Raw genomic sequence first — 19,504 nt, forward strand, 5'->3', positions numbered from 1 at the left:
TTTTTAGGAGCTAATCCCGTACCCGAGCCTGAAAGTGCGAACTGGCGAAGCAATCCGTTTCAATCTTTTACTTTTTAAGGAAAAAGTAAAAGGATTTTCTCCCGACACTTCGGGACTATCGGGGCTAGAGAGATCATTTTTATAAAAAAAACATTTCGTTTATTATGACTTTCTTGCTCTGTCAAATCTAACTGTGGATACCTTTGTCAAAGTTTTAAACTTTGACAAAGGTTTACGAAAACTAATATTCACAATCTTGTCATTTCTTCTTCCTCGAAATGACAAAAATACAAGCAAAATCCGTCTAAATCCGCGTTTTCGCGATAGCGAATCAGTGTCATCCGCGTACCATAAAAAGCACAGTCACCAATCTTTGTCGAGTTTCGTGTGTGATTTCTCCTCCGTCGAAATGACAAAACTATAAGTTCAAGTAATAATAAGTTTAAAGTAAAATGAACTTACATCACTTATATGGTGAAAAAAAAATTAAGCCCCACGACTATTTAAAATATCTTCAGTTGAAACATCAGAATGTAATAATTCTTCCATTTTTTTGGTCGTACGTTGTGCTTCCAGAGCGTAGCCAAACATTTTTTGTTCATAATCATCAATTGCAGATTGCAGATCTGAAAATTCTCCGTTAGTCAAATTCTCTGTTAATTGATATGCGTCCATTAAGCCCATATTAACGCCTTCTCCGGCAAATGGAGGCATTACATGCGCTGCATCTCCAACAAGTGTAATATTCGAATGAGTTTTCCAAGGTTCTTCTAATGAAAATAATCTCAATGGTAATCCTGAAAAATCAGTTGAAGCATTAAAAAAGGTTTTATAATCATCGCTCCAATTTGCAAAAGTTTCATTTAAAAATGCTCGTATTGCTGCGTCATTTTCAAAATCAAGACCGTTATTTAAAACCCAATTTTCATCAGCTTTAAACGAAACTCCAAAGTGAACAGAACCGTCGCGCAAAGTATGCGTGTAAAACATTTTTTGTTCTCCCATTGCCATTACATTTCCGTCGCCATATTTAGGTTTAAATTCAGGATAATCACGATCCGGATTTGCAATTTCTCCTTGAATAATATAAGTACCGGAAAGTTGAGGTTCAATATCGGTAACAAATTTTCTAGCATTTGATCTTCCACCGTTAGCGACAATAACAAAATCGGAAATTGTTTTCAATCCATTTTTGAATTCTAAATGATATTCGTCTTCAACTTTTTTAATATCAGTCAAATGACTGTCCCAGACAACAGTATTTTCTTGGAGATTTTCGAGCATAATTTTTCTTAAATCATTTCGATCAATTTCAGGACGTGAATACGCATTTGTTTCATCGGGCATTTCATCCGAAGTAATATTTCCGTGCATATCTGCCATTTTCTCGCCAGTTGGTCTCGCATATTTATAGAACACGTCCATTAAATCAGCTTTTTGAATCGCTTTTTGCCCTGAATCAGAATGAATATCAAGTGTTCCGCCCGAAGTTCTGGCTTGCGCATTGATATCTCTTTCATAAACCGTAACGTCTGCACCATTGATTTGTAGAATGCGAGCAGTTGTTAATCCAACAGGACCGCCGCCAATTATGGCTATTTTTTTATTTTTTATAAGTGAAGTATTCATTTGATTTTTTTTATTTAATTGATATTGTAGTGATTGATTTTATATTTTAATTGAGATTGATTTTTGAGATTGATATTGATTTAGTTTAAGGAGTCAAAGCTTTTATAACCAAATTAAAAGCTTCATCTCTAATTTCTTCAGTAAAAACAAAAGGTTTTCCGGACATCGATTTTCCTTCTCTGTGAAGTTCTAAAAGAGAATAAAGTGATCCATAAGCAATACTCCAGAAAACTTCGAACGTAACGGGAAGAAGTTCCTTTTTTTCGATTGCTTTGGTAATAAATTTTAACATTTGATCTTTAAAATCCGAAGTGATTTCAGCTAAAATAGCATCGCCATAACTGGAATGTTTTAAAAGTTCAAGACAAGTAGTTTGTAAGGAAAAATTGATTGCAAATTTAGAACGGTTTTCCCATTGTTGGCGTAAACCATCTACAAACGACATTTCTGAAGAAAACCCAGCCAACATTTCATTGAAGAAATTTTTGCCAATATCAATTCCTATTTTGCGAATAAGATCTTCCTTATCCGAATAATAGATATACAATGTCGCCACAGAAACGCCACATTCTTTTGCTAAACGATTCATTCCAAATCCTTCTACGCCTTGCGCAACAAGCATTTCAATTGCTTTTTGTTTTACAATTTCTTCTTTATTTGTGTCTCTTGTTCTCATAATTTGAATTAATTATGGTACAAAGATATTAATAATAAATGAACGTTCGCTTATTTATTGTGAAAAAATGTTCAAAGTGGCAAAGGTTCTGAGGTTCTAAGGTTTTTTACCGTAGAGGCGCACAGCAGTGCGTCTCATTCAATGTAAACACAATTGTGTGAAAAATAAAATGAAATCTAATTCTTGAATAGGCTCCAGCTTTAGCTGGAGATAATAAAGTAATATTAGGAATAGGCTTTAGCCAAATTTTTAAGAATTGCAATTTGCATCATCATATAAACAAAAAAGCTGCTAATACAATTCGTTAAAATTATAATAGCAGCTTTTATTCGGGTAAAAATATTTTTAAGGTTTAGCAGTTTGCTCTGCTTCTCTAACTTTTTGATTGTCTAAAATTTTCTGTATAAAAGGTTTTGCTTGAGTTTCAATTTCAGATTCTGAAATATCAAGTGCTTTTGGATCTTTGACTAATTGTAACCAAGGTTTTGGTCCATCAAAATTATAACTTCCAAAAACGATTACCGGAGTTCCTTTTACTTTTACATTTTCTTTGTCTTTCAAGATCCATTCGTCAGCCCATTTATAAAGATATTTAGCGTCTTTTTCTTGTAATCGTAAACAAGAATGTGATGCCGGGTAACCTGGTAAAGCATATTCGTGGAAACCAACTCCCAGTTTATTCTCGATATTAAAATTCCACTTTAAATCCCATTCGTCATTAAAAGTACTGGTAGTTTTTTCGGCTTTCCAATTGGTGAAAAATAATCCGGTTGGAGTAGGGTCTTTTTTTCTTCCCATATTTGTTGGTCCTGTATAAACTAATTCTCCATTTTCGTAAGCAGCAAATGCCTGAGTAGGATAGGAGAAAATTATAACTTTTGAAACCTCTCCTAAAGCTGCAACATGCAACGGAAACGGAAGATAATAAACAATATCACCACTAAAATCAGACGGAATTACCACTGAATCTAATTTTGCGAAATTCGCTTTATCTGTTCGATTTATAGCGTAAGCAATCTGAAGTTTACTGCTGTCAGCTTCATTTATTTTTAGCCATTCTTTAGTTTTCTCTAAATGAAATTCAACAGATTGTGGCTTTTTATATTCGATTGCTTTTCTGTGTTTTGTTTTTTCTTTCGTTTCAGTAGATTCGCTTTTTTTGCATGAACTCAATAAAACTAAAACAAGTACAAGGAAGATATTTGATGTATAATATAACTTTTTCATAAACTGGTTTTTTATTTAATGTAAAGTTATTTTATTCCTCTCTTAAAAGGATTACACAATTTCTTGATTTGGTTATTGGATTTTCATTTAAAATGAATTAAAAAATCACATTTCTAGTTTTAAAGTTTGGCCTTCAATAAATTGTCCTTTAGAAGATGTTATTTTTATTTTTTGGTTTTCTGTATAACCAAGAGTTTCTCCATTTTTGAAAATTACATTACTATTAATTACGTAAGTAGAAATATTAGATATAAAATCATAAAGTTCTTCAATGTGAAGTTTTGAATTTATAACTTCCATCTCCTGTTTTGCGAATTCGGTTAAGCCATAAGTATAAATACTATTTCCTTTTTCAGAAGGTCTTATTCCTATATATATCCATAGTGCAAGAGGTATTCCTTGTTGTTTTATTTCATCTATATTTTCTAAATATTGAGATTTAGAAATTAATAATGATTGACTTCCCTGATAAATTCCTATGGCATTTGAAGTGGATAGAATTGAGCATAATAATTTACTTAGAATAGTAAATCTCTCTTTTTGATTTTTTTGTGAGGACATAATTGATACTATTGCATGTCCGTTATGATTTTTTAAATCCTCAGCAGCAGTTTGCCAATTATATGCGTATTGTGCAGTTCCTTCGATATCCTCAGAAGGAATTGGTGCTGGCATATAAGCTAAAGCAACCATTTCTCCATCTATTTTAAAAATAGCAGAGTTGTCATCTCCTGTAAAATCACTAATTGTTAAATTCCAAAATGTTTTCAGCTTTTCAATAACATCATTGATATTGTACCTTTCGCCGTTGTTAAACATTGGCATAGCAAGTAAAATGCTATTTTCGTTTTTTTCTAAATTTGTTTTTTCTTTTTTGAAGAAGCTGAATAGTCCCATGTAGGTTTATTTTCTGGTTGAGTTAAATTTAATTCTAAAGTAAATAATAATTCTAAATTAACTCTTTTGTTTTTGTTTAGGTTTTATTGATGTATTATTTAATAGAAAGTCAGACACATTTTTAGTCCATTCGATTTTATTTTTAACTTAAAACTAATCTGGTAAAGTTATTCTTTAAAGGAAAAAATCACACAACTTTTAATAAATATAAAAGTTATGTGATTCTTTGAGAAGTCTTATTTTCTCCAGTAATTATTTGCGGCAGCGATAGTAGCAAATTCTGTAGCAACAGTTTGTCCAACTGCAATTAGCATTGCTGCATCTTCTGCATAAATTGGACGTAATTTCTCTCTAACTGCAGCGTCTGGCTGAGTAATTTTGATAATTAATCGAGCCATTTTTACGGCTAATTGACGGCCTTCTTCCGGAGTGTTTGTTATAAGAGAATTATTCGGGATTAATTGAACTTGATCAGACATGATTACTTTGTTTTTAGTTATTTTTCTCCATTTAAAATTAAATAAAATTTCAATGATAAATGAGTTAAGATGTCTGATAATCAGTGTTTAATTCGAAACAAATATTAATTCTAAATTAGTCCTTTTATCTTTGCGTGCTGTAATAATAAAATGGTTTTAGCATCTGTAATTTCGCCGGATTCTATCATTGCATATGCCTCGTCAAAAGTGTATTCCAGAACTTCGATATTTTCCTGTTCAGCATCTAATCCACCGCCATCATTCACTTTCATGGTTTCGTCATATTCTCCAACAAAAAGATATAAAATTTCGGTTACAGATCCCGGAGACATATAAGTTTCAATAACTTTCTGAGCCTTTTTTAAGCGATAACCAGTTTCTTCTTCTGTCTCACGAATAACAGCTTGTTCAGCATTATCCTGATCAAGAAGTCCTGCGCAAACCTCGATCATCATTCCGGTTTTATTTCCGTTAAGGAAAGTTGGTAAACGAAATTGTCTCGTTAGAATTACGGTTTTCTTTAAGGTATTATATAGTAAAATAGCAGCTCCATTTCCTCGGTCATAAACTTCGCGAATATGAGATTCTATTTTACCATCTTTCATTTCATAATCAAAAGTTACTTTGTTCAGGATATACCAATTGTCTGATAATAACTTTGTTTCAGTAACTTTAATTTTTGGATTTTTCATAACTAGAAATGTTTTGTATAAAAAAACGCTCTGGTTATCAGAGCGTTTAGTAATTATTATTTTGTTATTGTTTGCTTTCTGTCTGGTCCAACAGATACAATCTTAATTGGCACTCCAACTTCAGCTTCAATAAACTCAATATATTCTTTTAACTCGATAGGTAATTGATCGTAAGTTGTCAATCCTGTTAAATCAGCTTGCCATCCTTTAAACTCTTTATAAACAGGAGTTACGTTTTCTGGCTCGATGTTATAAGGAAAGTGAGAAATGTTTTGTCCTTTGTAGTTATACTCCGTACAAACTTTTAAAGTTTCGAATCCTGAAAGAACGTCACCTTTCATCATCATTAATTGAGTAACACCGTTTACCTGAACAGCATATTTTAAAGCTACAAGGTCTAACCATCCACAACGTCTTTGTCTTCCTGTTACAGATCCAAATTCGTTACCAACTCTTGCCATTGTTGCACCAACTTCGTCAAAAAGTTCTGTTGGGAAAGGTCCGCTACCAACACGAGTAACATAAGCTTTAAAAATTCCGTAAACTTCTTTGATTTTGTTAGGAGCAATTCCTAAACCAGTACAAGCTCCGGCAGCAGTAGTATTTGATGAAGTTACGAAAGGATAAGTTCCAAAATCAACATCTAATAATGAACCTTGAGCTCCTTCGCATAGAATAGATTTACCAGCTTTTTGAGCTTGGTAGATATATTCTTCACTGTCAATAAAATCTAATTTTTTTAATTCTTCAATAGCTTCAAAGAACTCTTTTTCAAGTTCATCTAAGTTGTATTGAATCGCTACATCATAAAAAGCAATCATTGCTTCATGTTTGTCAGCTAAAGCTCTGTAACGATCTTTAAAGTCTTCTAATTCGATATCTCCAACACGTAAACCGTTTCTACCAGTTTTGTCCATATAAGTTGGACCAATTCCTTTAAGTGTAGAACCAATTTTTGCTTTTCCTTTTGATGCCTCAGAAGCTGCATCTAACAAACGGTGTGTTGGTAAAATTAAATGTGCTTTTCTTGAAATGATCAATTTGCTTTTGATGTCAAGGTTAAATTTCTCTAAACCTTCAATTTCTTTTTGAAAAACTACCGGATCTATTACAACACCGTTTCCGATGATGTTTATTGATTTTTTATGAAAAATTCCAGAAGGAATGGTTCTTAGTACATGTTTGATTCCGTCAAATTCTAATGTATGTCCTGCGTTTGGTCCTCCTTGAAAACGTGCAATAATATCATAATTAGAGGTAAGAACGTCAACAATTTTCCCTTTACCTTCATCTCCCCATTGTAATCCTAATAATAAATCTACGGTCATTCTGTTTTAATTTGCGTTGAGGCAATCTCAATTGCCCTACTGATTAATGTAGTTAATTTTCTTTTTTTATTTTTTGAATAATTCCTTTCAGGATTATTGTTTTTGCTTTTTGTTTCCGTAGAAATACAACGAATGATTCGTAATTTCGATATCAAATATTTCTTCGATTGTTTTTTTGATGGTCTGAATCCTTGGATCGCAAAATTCAATTACTTCGCCAGAATCAGTCATGATAATGTGATCGTGCTGTTTGTCGAAATACGATTTTTCGTAATAAGCCTGATTTTGTCCAAATTGATGTTTTCTAACCAAAGCGCAGTCTAACAATAACTCGATCGTGTTGTATAAAGTAGCCCTACTCACACGATAGTTCTTGTTTTTCATTTTGATATATAAGTTTTCTATGTCAAAATGCTCTTCGCTATCGTAAATTTCCTGAAGTATAGCATAACGCTCAGGAGTTTTGCGATGCCCTTTTTGTTCAAGATACATTGTAAAAACGTTTTTTACAATTTCTTGATTTCTAGTGTTGTCAGTTGAAATGAGTGTCATATCCGGCAAAGATAAATTTTTATTTTTAATGAATAAAAGTTTCGGGTTTAAAGTTTAACGTTCCTCTTTTAATTTGAGTAGCGATAATGCACTAATTTAAGGCTTTTACGCTAATAATATTTAAAGAATCCAGATAAGCTTAATTAACATAATTATTTTTATTTATGATAAAACTAACAATTCTTTATTTAGTTTTAGACATGTACATATACCAATTCCATTCCCAGGTTTCTCCGTTATCATCAGACATTGCCTGACTCCAAACAGGATTATTTTCGTCTCTGGCATCCCAACGGAATACTTGCAAAACATTTTTATCTTCAAATATATCTTTCGAAAAAAAATGTCCAATCTTGTTTTCAAACGAACCAATTACTGGTTTATCCAAAGTTCCTGTATTAGAATCCGCCCAATAAATACTCCACAATTTTGTTTTTGGATTAAAAAGGCGAACTGTCATTCCTTCAAAAAATTCATTGTCAAAAGTTGCCAGAAAATTATCAATATTCCCAATCCCGTTCAGGATCTTGTACATTTCCTGAGTCGACGAAAATTCGATCCATTCAGTGCAATTTGCAAATCTCTTCTTTAGTTTTTTATTCCTAATAATTGATTTCCCCTGAAAAAAATCAAAATCATCTTTTGAAGAAGATTCAGAAGCAACAATTAAAAGTGCTCCGTTTTCATCAAAAATTACTTTTGGAATTTCTATTTCTAAGGAATTGTTTATCATGAAAAAATATTTATAGCAATAATTTAAGTAAAGAACAATTTAAGTAAAATAATCACGCGATATATTATTCCCCTTTTGACTTTAAGACTTTAAGCTTTCGACTAATTTAGGTTCTGTATTCTCTTGTTACTTTATCAACACCGTCAATTTTCTTGATTGCATTAATCATTTTCTTCAAAATGGTATTATTTTTTACAATAACAGCAATTTGTCCGTGAAAAATTCCGGCATCAGTACTTAACGAAATACTCTGAATATTCACGCTCATATTGTTCGAAATTACCCTTGTCAATTGATTTGTAAGTCCCAAAACATCCATTCCGGTAATGTTAATAATGGCTTTGAATTCTTCTTGCGAAGAGTCAATCCATTTGGCACTCATAATACGATACGCATAATTTGACTGCATTCCAATTGCATTCGGGCAATCTTTTTTATGTACTTTGATTCCTTCGTTTATCGTTACAAAACCAAAAACATCGTCTCCGGGAATTGGGTTACAACATTGCGAAAGTTTGTAATCGAGTTTGTCATGCTCAGTCCCAAAAACCAACATATCATAATTACTGCTGATAACAGGTTTATGAATATCATCTGCGGCCGTAGTATCTTTATTTCGTTTAATTTTATTTTTAAAGAAATTGATAAACGTGTTGCTTTTTTGGGCAGCATAATCTTTTAATTGCTGATTTTCGATTGCACCAATACCAACTCTGTAAAACAAATCTAAACTTGTTTTAAGTTTGAAAAAGTTAACCAATTCATTGATTACTTGTTCATTGATCGTTATTTTAAGATGCTTAAGTTTTCTGGTAAGTAATTCTTTTCCTTCTTCGGCAATTTTTTTAGTGTTCTCGTTAAGAACGTTTTTAATCTTATTTTTGGCTCTTGAAGTTGTAACGTATTCTAACCAGTTTACCGTTGGTTTTTGATTAACCGAAGTAATAACTTCAACCTGATCACCACTTTTTAGTTCGTGATTTAATGGAACCAAGCGTCCATTTACACGAGTTCCTCTGGTTTTAATTCCAATTTCAGAGTGAATACTAAACGCAAAATCTAGAGAAGTAGCACCTTTTGGCAATGATTTAATTTCACCTTTTGGTGTAAAGACGAAGATTTCTTTCGAATATAAATTCATTTTGAAATCTTCGACAAAATCAACCGCATTAGTTTCCTGATTTTCTAATGCTTCGCGAAGTAAATTCAACCAAACGTCAAGACCGCTTTCTTCTGTGGCTCCGTTTTTATATTTGTAATGCGCTGCATAACCTTTTTCGGCAATTTCATCCATACGTTCACTTCGAACCTGCACTTCGACCCAACGACCTTTTGGTCCCATAACGGTAATGTGCAAAGCTTCGTAACCGGTAGATTTTGGAGATGAAATCCAGTCACGCAAACGGCTCGGGCTTGGTCTGTAATGATCTGTTACGATGGAATATATTTTCCATGCAACAAATTTTTCGTCGTGTTGATCTGATTTATAGACAATTCTCAAAGCAAATTTGTCATAAACTTCATCAAAACTCACATTTTGAGCGCGCATTTTTCTACGAATCGAATAGATAGATTTCGGACGCCCTTTTATGATATAATCAATGTTTTCTAAGTCTAAGGATTTTTTCAAAACATCCGAAATGTCTTTGATATATGCATCCTGTTCCTCTTTTGTTTCTCTAATTTTGCTAACAATGTCGTTATAAACAGCAGGTTCTGTATATTTTAAGCCTAAATCTTCCAGTTTAGTTTTAATATTATAAAGTCCTAAACGGTGGGCGAGTGGCGCATAAATATAAAGCGTTTCCGAGGCGATTTTGGTTTGTTTGTATTCCGCCATCGAATCCATAGTTTGCATATTGTGCAAACGATCTGCCAGTTTTATCAAAATTACACGAACATCATCGTTCAGCGTAAGAATCATTTTTCTAAAATTCTCTGCTTGCATTGAAGCATTCAAATCTTTTTGAACCAAAGATATTTTGGTTAAACCTTCAACTAACTGAGCGACTTTTGGGTTGAATAAACGCTCAATATCTTCAACGGTCATTGGAGTATCTTCGACAACATCGTGCAATAAAGCCGCAGCAATAGAGGTCGCTCCCAAACCAATTTCTGAGGCAACAATTTTTGCAACTGCAATAGGATGAAAGATATACGCCTCGCCAGATTTGCGTCTTTGTTCTTTGTGCGCATCAACGGCAACATCAAATGCTTTACGAATAAGTTTTTTGTCGGTTGGGCTTAAAGTCTGATAACTGATTCGAAGTAATTCTTTGTACTCTTGGGCAATTGCTTTATTTTCTTTTTCAATATCTATTTCTATCATAACGGCATAGTTCAAGTACTAAAAATAGCAATAAGTTTGAACATACGCAAGGGAATGGAAGGTTGATTTTTGAATGAGTTTATTTTGTTTAAAGTTTCAGGTTTCAAGTTTTTGAGCACTGTTTTCACGTCCAGTTTTAAACCTGAAACCTGAAACCTGAAACCTGAAACCTGAAACCTGAAACTTTGAAATTATTCCTTCGAAAAATCCAAATCCTGAAAATCATAACTAAAATCAGTTAATTCAGAGATTGGAAGCATTTTTAGGTTAATTACTTTTCCGTTTTCATCATATTTGAAAAGCAAATGAGCATCAGCATGGAAAAAAGCATTATTCCATTTTACGACATAATTTCCATCTTTATAGAAAAAGACTTCGCCAACGAGTTGCGGAGAACGCTTTGAGGCAAAATATACTTTCCCTTTTTTCTCTGTTATAGTCACTTCGCCAAACCAATTGTCTTTGTAAGTTCCTGTAATTTTCGAAAAATCAGTTTTTAGTTTATCTTTTTTATTTTTAGCAACAGTTGCCCAAACTTCATCCGTTACTTTATCAGCAGATTCTTCACTGGCTTTCACACGATTGCTGTAAGTCGTTACGTAATCGTCTGGTTTAATGCCTAAATAACTGTCTTTTATCGTGTTTGTAATAGCGCTAAAAGCTGCTCCGGATTGCTGATTGGTCAAAACAATAATTCCTAAACCTATTTCAGGAATCAAAGTAGTTTGCGTTACATTTCCTTCTAAACCACCAGTATGAGAAACTTGTTTATATCCTTTTACATCACTTAAAAACCAGCCTAAACCATAACCTGAAAAATGAGTATTGTATGGAGGTCTTGTTTTCGCCGGAATAATAGTCTGCAATTGCCACATTTCATCGTGTTCTTTTTCAGAAAACAATTGTTTATTATCGCCATATTTTCCGTTATTGATTTGAAGAATCGCCCATTTACTCAAATCATTTACACTTGAATAAATTCCGGCTGCACCATCAAAAAGTTGGTTTTCATAACGTTTTATCGTTTTCAGTTTTCCATCAATCGGAACGTGCGGCGTAATAACATTGCTAGTATCTTTTAGCCGTTTAATAGAAGCGACACTATTGTTCATTTCTAAAGGTTTCATGATACGATCTTCGACAAAATCTGCCCAGGTTTGACCCGTTACAACATGCACAATTTCGCCAGCGATAATGTACATCAGGTTATCGTAATCATACTTAGTTCTAAAACTTGAAACAGGTTTTAGATATCTTAAATTATGGATAATATCCTGCGCTTTAAAATCACTTCCGTCAGGCCAGATCATCAAATCTCCGGCACCAAGTCCAAGTCCGCTTCTGTGTGTTAGTAAATCACGAATAGTGAATTCACGAGTTACATAATCATCAGACATTTTGAAATCCGGAAGATATTTTGTCACTTTATCATCCCATTTTATTTTGCCTTCATCAACCAGCATTGCAAGTGCAGCCGTTGTAAAAGCTTTACTATTTGAGGCAATTCCAAAAAGCGTATTTGCATCGACTTTTTGCTGTGTTATTATAGATTTTACGCCATAACCTTTTGCCAGAACTACTTTTCCGTCTTTTACAATTGCAACAGCAATTCCGGGAACATCAAATGCTTTTATAGTACGATTTACCAATTCATCGACTTCTTGATTGGTTATTTGTGCCGAAACGGAAAAACTAAATAATAATGCTAAAAGAGATAATTTGTAATTCATAATATAAAGTTTTGGTTTAGTTGAATCCTCTTTGTCTTTTGGCTTCAAAAATTAAAATAGCCGCAGCAACAGACACATTCATACTGTCGATTTCGCCTTGCATTGGAATAATAATATTTTGTGTTGCTGCATCACGCCAGTCTTGCGTTAGACCTGTGGCTTCTGTACCAACAACCAAAGCAGTTGGAGTAGTAAAATCCTGTGTATGATATGAAGTTGAATTTTGTAAAGTAGCGCAGTAAAAATCAATCTTTTTTTCTTTCAAAAAAGCAATGATTTCGGCAGTAGTTCCGGTTGCAATTTGATTCGTAAATAAACAACCAACGCTAGAACGTACAATATTTGGATTGTATAAATCACTTTTAGGGTTTGCGATCAAAACTGCGTCAAGATTTGCAGCATCTGCGGTACGTAAAAGTGCTCCAATATTTCCTGGTTTTTCAGGAGCTTCGGCCACAATAATTAATGGATTATCAGATAATTTTAAATCAGATAATGACATCGATTTTGTTTTGGCTATAGCCAAAATACCTTCGGTGGTATCGCGATATGCTAGTTTTTGGTAAACTTCCTTATTGATTTCGATTAACTGAACTGGTGCATTAACCAATTTATTAATCTCATTTTCAGTAACCAATTCAGGTAAAAATAAAACAGTTTCGATTTCGTAACCGCCTTTTATAGCAAGAGAAATTTCACGTAAACCTTCAATTAAAAATGTTCCGGTTTGTTTGCGGTTTTTTGCCTTTTCCTGTAATAAAACAAGAGATTTTATAAACGGATTTTGTATTGAAGTAATTTGTTTCATTCTTAAAGGTACTTAGGTTCTGAGGCGCTAAGGTACTGAGATTTTTTAAAATAGGGGCAAAGGTTCAGAGATACAAAGGGGCAAAGTTTAAAATGAAATAAAAAAATTGCCACGAATTGCTCGAATTTGCATTAATTTTTTTCGCATTGAAATAAAAAAGTGATTCGATCAATTCGTGGCAAAAAATATTTATTCCTGTGTAGAATTATTTTCTTCTAAAAGTACAGTTTCTTCTTCCTCTGGTCTTGTAGTAACCTGATCTTTTTTACCGAATAAAAATTTCTTGAAAGCAGCAAAACCTGCTGCAATTGCTAAAAATATAATTTTACCAAACTTGGCAAGAATAGCAAAGAAACCAACTTTTGCAAGGACTTTTCCGGCAACTAATCCGCCAATAGTCCACGCAGCAACAGTATCAGTATCTGCATCAAAGTCTAAATATTTGTGTCCGTCATTGAATTCAACACTTTTCAAGATTCCGGGAATACTTGCTTTTACTTCTGCAAGTTCACTCATTCCCGCAACTGCCGAAATATTATACATTCCTTTTCGTCCCAAAACTCTTAAATCATAGTTTAAAGTATTGGCTTGATCCTGACCAAATTTTAATTCTTTTGCCCAATGCAATACTTTCAAGTTATTATCATAATAAGGTTTTGACGCCCAGCCTATTAATTGCACTTCGGGATAACCACCTTTTTTACGTTCTTCATTTTCTGTCTGAACATCTTCTTTCATGGTTTTTAGCAAATCGTCATAGTCAATATCTCCCGCATCGTCGTCTTTTACAAAACCATCTCCTTGATAACTAATAACAAACATCCAACTATTGCTATGTGTAACTCCTTTTCCGTCAGGTACAAGAGATCCTAAAACACTTTTATCTTCTGGATTTCCCCATAAATTTGTCAAAACTCCCTGTGTTTGTTCAGCATTAAGGAATTTAAATCCTGCTGGAACATTTAATGTCCCGTCTCCTTCTGGTAAAGTAATTTTTCCTGATTGGTAATTTAAAGTTTTCTCAAAAAGCTCATCATTGTTTTTAGGTTCCTGAGCTGCAATTTTGGGGATAAAAAAGGCAATTAAAAAAAGAAATGGTAGAAATTTTTTCATTGAAATAAATTGGTTTTGGTTGATTATTTTGAAGGTTCTAAGATTTTGAGATGCTAAGTTTCTAAGGTTTTTTTAAGTTGCAAAGGTTTATAGAAAAAGTTTGCCACGAATTTCACGAATTTGCACTAATTTTTATTCGCGCTTAAGCGAAATTCTGATTCGTAGAAATTTGTGCAATTCGTGGCAAAAAAATATTATTTTTTAGTCACTTCAGTAATCTCATCAGCAACAGGATGTGTGGTTGTAAAAGTGTATCCCATGATTTTGGCAATTGTTTGGGCAATTTGTTTTTGATACAACTGAGAATCTGTTTTTACTTCGCCTTTTGGAGCGATTTCAGGTCCCATTGCGGCAAACCAAATTTGTGATGCACCCGGAACATCAGCGCCGTGATCTGTCCATTGGGCTTTTGTTTTATCACCGCGACCGTGATCTACCGTGATTATCAAAGTAGTTTTGTTTTTATATTGTGGATCATTTTGAACAAAATCCCAAATTTCTTTAATCCATTTGTCTACTTGATTTGCAGCATCAAGATACGATCTGTAATGTCCTGCATGCGCCCATTCGTCAGTTTCTCCGTAAGCGATATAAAGTACTTTTGGCTTTTTAGTTTTCAGCTCATTTAAAGCTTGATAATGTGTAAAAACATCCAGACATTCATCTTCATGAAAAGGCTTAAACGAATTATTGCGCATTTCATTTAGTAGTTTTTCCGTTTCAGTTGTTTTTTTTCCTCCAACATTATCAAAGGCAGAAATTACAGGAAAACCACTTCTTTCTTCGTTTAAAATTCGGTCAAAAGCATCCCACGCTCCAAAAGCCGCAACTTTCCCTTTTAGTTTTGATTGTTGATTTAAAAACTCCAAAACATTCACATTTGGATTCGCTTTATAACCATTAGAATTTACTGCAACGTCAACATTTCCGGTCATAATCTCGCTATATCCAGGATAACTAAACCAATACGGATTCGAAACATCTACTTTATTTCCTAAATCGCGATTGCCATAAATTTGTCCTTTTGTTGCAATTTCTGACCATAAAAAAGGCATGATTTTTTTGCGTGATTCCTTAAAGTCTGAACTGGAGTATTTTTTATAGATATAAGTACTATCGCCCTGATTAAATTTTTTATCATTGGCAATAGCCGAATCCATTCCTTTAAAAATTTCCTGCCATCTAAAACCGTCAGTGGTAATAATAATGATGTTTTCTGTTTTTTGTGCATGAGACAAAAAACTTGTGAAAACGAATGCGAATGCAATTAGTTTTTTCATATTTTTTGAGTTACAATGGTTAATAAGGAACAAATTCACAAACATTCAAAGGTTCAAATGTTTTTTGAATATTCTTAATTTGAAATTATATTGATTCGTTTGAATTTTGCTTCAAAACTACTTAATTTAATCAATCAATTTTTACGTGATAACGTAATGTAACTATAAGTTAATAGAAGATAAAACTACAAAATCCCTCTTGCCTTAATCTCCAGGTATTTATTAATAGTATCCAAAGTCAGATTTTCAGTTTGAGTAAGAACCGAATAAATCCCATATTTTTTGAGTTCGTTCGCAATGAGTTTTTTCTCAAACATCTTTTCTTATTCTGTTGGTTTTGTCCAAAACAAATTTGGATTATTCGTTTTGTAATAGGTGAAATTTACTTTTGTTTGATTGTTAATCGATTCCGATTTTTGCGGAGTTTGTTCAATACCATCCAAAGGCAACAATTCAACGTAAGTTATTTCTTTGACATTTTTCCATGTTTCTGAATCATATTCGCTAACCAAAGGAGTTTGTAACCTATATAAATTTTTTGCCATATAGGTTTCTAAATATTCCTTTTTGGTTTGTGATGCTTGGTTATTCCAATTTGCCTCAGGATTTAAAATTAAAGTTTTCCCTTTAATTAATCTTTCGCGTACTTCTGCAATACTAAGCAATTCTCCTTTTTCATTCATAACATAAGCATTAAAGGTAGGATCAATCCAAATCCATTTTTTAAACTCATTACTGTAAACCATATTGATAACATGACAATCATCAAATTGGGTCTCTTTTGGCATACAAGTAATATATCTTGATTTTATTCCCAAAGACAAGTAACATTCATTAAGAATTGTTGCCATCATTCTGCAATTAAGTCCACGATTCTCTGTTTTGCATACTTTAATTAAGTCGATTGCATTTCTTGAAGCCGGATTGCTTGAAGCGCCATCGTGTCTGATGGTGTTATGAACCCAATGAAGTAAATTTAGAATTTTCGAAATTTCATTACCAGTTCCGGCAATTGAATCTAATTTTAAATCTTTTCTAATTTTTACCAAATTTGGATTTTCTATTGATTGATAGCTGAAATTTGGAATGAATCGGTTATCAGAGTAATTGTATTTTTCTGCATTTTTTAATTTTTCCAAATACTGCGGTACCGCTTTATATTTAATCTGAGTATATGCTTTTGTAGAATCATTAAGTAAAATAATAAAATCTAACTTTGTGTCTTTTTTTATTTTTACAGTAATTGAATCTTTATCAGTAATAAATGTAACTTTTTGTCCTAAAGAAGAAGTTTCGTATACATCCGGATTTATTTGTGGAGAAATAGTCCATGATTGTCGTTTAAAACTATTTCCGTCTCGAATATCAAGTTTTGTTGATATTGCTTTTATTGTTGGAATACTTTTTTGACTTGTAATCGTTTGTGAAAAAATGGCAAAAATTACAATAAGACTAATTTTTATTTTCATTCGTTTTTATTTCTAATGTTCTGTTTTAAATCTTAATACTTCTAAGTAAATTGTGATCTCAATAAAAAAATATCATTTTATATTTCACTACAAAATTCCCCTTGCCTTAATCTCTAAATATTTATTAATCGTATCCAAAGTCAGGTTTTCAGGCTGAGTAAGAACGGAGTAAATTCCGTATTTTTTGAGTTCGTTGGCAATGAGTTTTTTCTCAAACATGAACTTTTCAGCAATTACCTTATCGTATATTTCCTGAATCGTATTTGTTTTTCGGTTAATCAATTCATTCAATTCAGTATTGCTAAAGAAAACAACAACTAATAAATGGTTTTTTGCAATTCCTTTTAAATAAGGCAATTGGCGATTTAAACCGTCCATTGTTTCAAAATTAGTATATAAAATAATCAAACTTCGCTGATTGATATTTTTCTTGATATCGACATACAAACGACTATAATCACTTTCAAAAAAGTCAGTTTTGATGTTGTATAAAGTTTCCAGAATTTTCTGCATTTGCGAAGATCTTTTCTCTGCAAAAACTCTGTTTTCTACTTTCTTAGAAAAAGCAAAAATTCCCGCTTTATCTTGTTTCTTCAAGATAACATTTGACAAAACCAAAGTCGAATTTATAGCATAATCCAATAAACTCAATCCGTCAAAAGGCATTTGCATCACACGGCCTTTGTCAATTGCCATATAAACAGATTGCGATTTTTCGTCCTGAAATTGGTTCACCATCAACGAATTTTTCTTCGCTGTAGCTTTCCAGTTTAGCGTTCTAAGATCGTCGCCCTGAACATATTCTTTAATTTGTTCAAATTCCATGGTATGACCAATTCGGCGTATTTTTTTGATTCCGTATTGATGTAAATTATTCGAAAAAGCCAATAAATCATATTTCCTCAATTGAATAAAAGAAGGATATGTTGGCACCATTTGATCTTTATCGAAAATAAATCTTCTTGAAATTAGCTTTAAAGGCGAAGAAACGTAAAGATTTAAATTTCCAAAATAATATTCGCCACGTTCTGTTGGACGCAAATCATAACCAAATTCTTTTTCGGCGGAAGCTTTAATTTTCTTTATAATTTTGAAATCACGAACTTGAAACTGAAACGGAATTTCGTCAATAATCTTTACCGAAATAGTAAAAGTATAATGGTTTTTGATACTAACACTTATCGGATTCAAATCGCCATTTGAGAGTTTTTCAGGTGTATTTCGAGTTGCTTCAATTCCTGTTTTTGCAAAATATAAAAGCAAAATATCAAGTCCCAGAAATGTGATTAAAATCAGAACCACAAACCAAACGGCATTATATAAATTCGGAAAAATAAAAGCACAAACAAACATTCCGATGATGCTCAAAAGCACATAGAAAAAGAAGTTGTTCAGGTATAGACTTTTTATGAATTTCACAGTTTTTAGTTTCAGGTTTTTCTTGTTTCAAGTTTCAGGTTCTCCGCTAATGTATAAATAGTTAACAATTAATAATTAACCATTAATAATTAACAATTACCTTGGAATCTCAACTGTTTCAATAATTTGTTTAATGATTTCCGGACTTGTAATTCCTTCCATTTCACGTTCAGGAGTTACAATGACACGGTGTTGTAAAACCGGAATTGCAGCTTCTTTAATATCTTCCGGCGTAACAAAATCACGTCCGCGAATGGCAGCGAAACCTTTGGCAGCATTCAAAATTGCAATCGAAGCACGAGGCGAAGCACCTAAATACAAAAAGGCATTTTCGCGCGTGTTTACTACAATTCTGGCAATGTATTCTAATAAATTCTGCTCAACTCTAATTTGTTTTACTAAAGCTTGGTATTCTTTTATTTCTACTGCAGAAAGTACTGCTTTTATAGCTTCTAATTTTCCGTGATCCTGCAATAAATGCTCTCTTTGGATAATTAAAATCTCCTCGTTTAATTTTGGATAATCAATCGTGATTTTGAATAGAAAACGGTCTAATTGTGCTTCCGGCAAACGATAAGTTCCTTCTTGCTCAATTGGGTTTTGTGTTGCAATAACCAAAAAAGGAGTTTCAAGCTGATAAGCCGAACCGTCAATTGTAATCTGACGTTCTTCCATAACTTCAAAAAGTGCCGCCTGAGTTTTTGCAGGAGCACGGTTGATCTCGTCAATCAAAATTAAATTCGAAAAAATTGGTCCTTGTTTAAACTGAAATTCAGAAGTTTTAAGATTAAAAATAGAAGTTCCTAAAATATCTGACGGCATCAAATCCGGTGTAAACTGAATTCGGCTAAAGCCAATATTCAACGTTTTAGACAATAGTTTAGCCGTAATCGTTTTGGCAACTCCAGGAACACCTTCAAGCAATACGTGTCCGTTTGAAAGTATCGCAACCAAAAGCTGATCGATCATTTTATGTTGTCCAACAATTACAGTTTCAAGCTCTTTTTTGATGCTGTTAACGTGATCTAAAAGCGGGCTTAAATTTATTCTGGTTTCAAAATTCACATTTTCATTCGTGATTTCGGTTTCTGGTGTATTGATATCGTCCATATTGGTATGTTTTCTTTAGTTGCTTATTTTAAT

Annotated in this window: 17 protein-coding genes and 1 pseudogene; all 18 read right to left on the reverse strand. The window is 32.9% G+C overall.

What is annotated here, in order from left to right:
• Positions 1-486 precede the first annotated feature (486 nt).
• The gene (locus tag CLU81_RS19510) at positions 487-1,629 is read right to left on the reverse strand and encodes an NAD(P)/FAD-dependent oxidoreductase (RefSeq protein WP_099711318.1); all 1,143 of its coding nucleotides are present in this window, start codon (positions 1,627-1,629) and stop codon (positions 487-489) included.
• An 85-nt stretch (positions 1,630-1,714) separates the two neighbouring features.
• Positions 1,715-2,305: a TetR/AcrR family transcriptional regulator gene (locus CLU81_RS19515; RefSeq protein WP_099711319.1), complete on the reverse strand. Its 591-nt coding sequence runs from the start codon at positions 2,303-2,305 to the stop codon at positions 1,715-1,717.
• Between the two features lie 345 nt (positions 2,306-2,650).
• Positions 2,651-3,532, reverse strand: a complete 882-nt coding sequence (locus tag CLU81_RS19520) for a L,D-transpeptidase (RefSeq protein ID WP_099711320.1) — start codon at positions 3,530-3,532, stop codon at positions 2,651-2,653.
• A 105-nt stretch (positions 3,533-3,637) separates the two neighbouring features.
• Positions 3,638-4,429 carry a DUF4261 domain-containing protein gene (locus CLU81_RS19525; protein ID WP_099711321.1) on the reverse strand — a complete coding sequence of 264 codons (792 nt, stop codon included), beginning with the start codon at positions 4,427-4,429 and terminating at the stop codon, positions 3,638-3,640.
• 236 nt (positions 4,430-4,665) lie between these two features.
• Complete coding sequence (locus CLU81_RS19530; protein WP_099711322.1) at positions 4,666-4,908, reverse strand: hexameric tyrosine-coordinated heme protein; 243 nt, start codon at positions 4,906-4,908, stop codon at positions 4,666-4,668.
• A 110-nt stretch (positions 4,909-5,018) separates the two neighbouring features.
• Positions 5,019-5,600, reverse strand: a complete 582-nt coding sequence (locus CLU81_RS19535) for an NUDIX domain-containing protein (protein ID WP_099711323.1) — start codon at positions 5,598-5,600, stop codon at positions 5,019-5,021.
• 56 nt (positions 5,601-5,656) lie between these two features.
• Positions 5,657-6,928 carry an adenylosuccinate synthase gene (locus CLU81_RS19540; RefSeq protein WP_099711324.1) on the reverse strand — a complete coding sequence of 424 codons (1,272 nt, stop codon included), beginning with the start codon at positions 6,926-6,928 and terminating at the stop codon, positions 5,657-5,659.
• Positions 6,929-7,021: 93 nt separating this feature from the next.
• Positions 7,022-7,480 (reverse strand): Fur family transcriptional regulator, encoded by a 459-nt coding sequence (locus CLU81_RS19545; protein ID WP_029268726.1) that lies wholly within the window; start codon positions 7,478-7,480, stop codon positions 7,022-7,024.
• Positions 7,481-7,664: 184 nt separating this feature from the next.
• Complete coding sequence (locus CLU81_RS19550) at positions 7,665-8,213, reverse strand: hypothetical protein (protein ID WP_099711325.1); 549 nt, start codon at positions 8,211-8,213, stop codon at positions 7,665-7,667.
• Positions 8,214-8,319: 106 nt separating this feature from the next.
• Complete coding sequence (locus tag CLU81_RS19555; protein ID WP_099711326.1) at positions 8,320-10,542, reverse strand: bifunctional (p)ppGpp synthetase/guanosine-3',5'-bis(diphosphate) 3'-pyrophosphohydrolase; 2,223 nt, start codon at positions 10,540-10,542, stop codon at positions 8,320-8,322.
• Between the two features lie 191 nt (positions 10,543-10,733).
• Positions 10,734-12,272: a serine hydrolase gene (locus CLU81_RS19560; protein ID WP_099712813.1), complete on the reverse strand. Its 1,539-nt coding sequence runs from the start codon at positions 12,270-12,272 to the stop codon at positions 10,734-10,736.
• A gap of 16 nt (positions 12,273-12,288) precedes the next feature.
• Positions 12,289-13,080: an RNA methyltransferase gene (locus tag CLU81_RS19565; protein ID WP_099711327.1), complete on the reverse strand. Its 792-nt coding sequence runs from the start codon at positions 13,078-13,080 to the stop codon at positions 12,289-12,291.
• A gap of 189 nt (positions 13,081-13,269) precedes the next feature.
• Positions 13,270-14,193 carry a DUF2167 domain-containing protein gene (locus tag CLU81_RS19570; protein WP_099711328.1) on the reverse strand — a complete coding sequence of 308 codons (924 nt, stop codon included), beginning with the start codon at positions 14,191-14,193 and terminating at the stop codon, positions 13,270-13,272.
• Between the two features lie 194 nt (positions 14,194-14,387).
• The gene (locus CLU81_RS19575) at positions 14,388-15,473 is read right to left on the reverse strand and encodes a phosphoglyceromutase (RefSeq protein ID WP_099711329.1); all 1,086 of its coding nucleotides are present in this window, start codon (positions 15,471-15,473) and stop codon (positions 14,388-14,390) included.
• Between the two features lie 185 nt (positions 15,474-15,658).
• Positions 15,659-15,790 (reverse strand): annotated as a pseudogene (locus CLU81_RS27325) (DUF58 domain-containing protein); the annotation flags it as partial.
• A 6-nt stretch (positions 15,791-15,796) separates the two neighbouring features.
• A complete protein-coding gene (locus tag CLU81_RS19585) occupies positions 15,797-16,942 on the reverse strand; it encodes a transglutaminase family protein (protein WP_099711330.1) in 1,146 nt (381 codons plus the stop codon).
• Positions 16,943-17,029: 87 nt separating this feature from the next.
• A complete protein-coding gene (locus CLU81_RS19590) occupies positions 17,030-18,361 on the reverse strand; it encodes a DUF58 domain-containing protein (RefSeq protein WP_099711331.1) in 1,332 nt (443 codons plus the stop codon).
• Positions 18,362-18,457: 96 nt separating this feature from the next.
• Positions 18,458-19,471 (reverse strand): MoxR family ATPase, encoded by a 1,014-nt coding sequence (locus CLU81_RS19595; protein ID WP_099711332.1) that lies wholly within the window; start codon positions 19,469-19,471, stop codon positions 18,458-18,460.
• Positions 19,472-19,504 lie beyond the last annotated feature (33 nt).

The sequence above is a fragment of the Flavobacterium sp. 9 genome, from assembly GCF_002754195.1.
Classification (GTDB): Bacteria; Bacteroidota; Bacteroidia; order Flavobacteriales; family Flavobacteriaceae; genus Flavobacterium.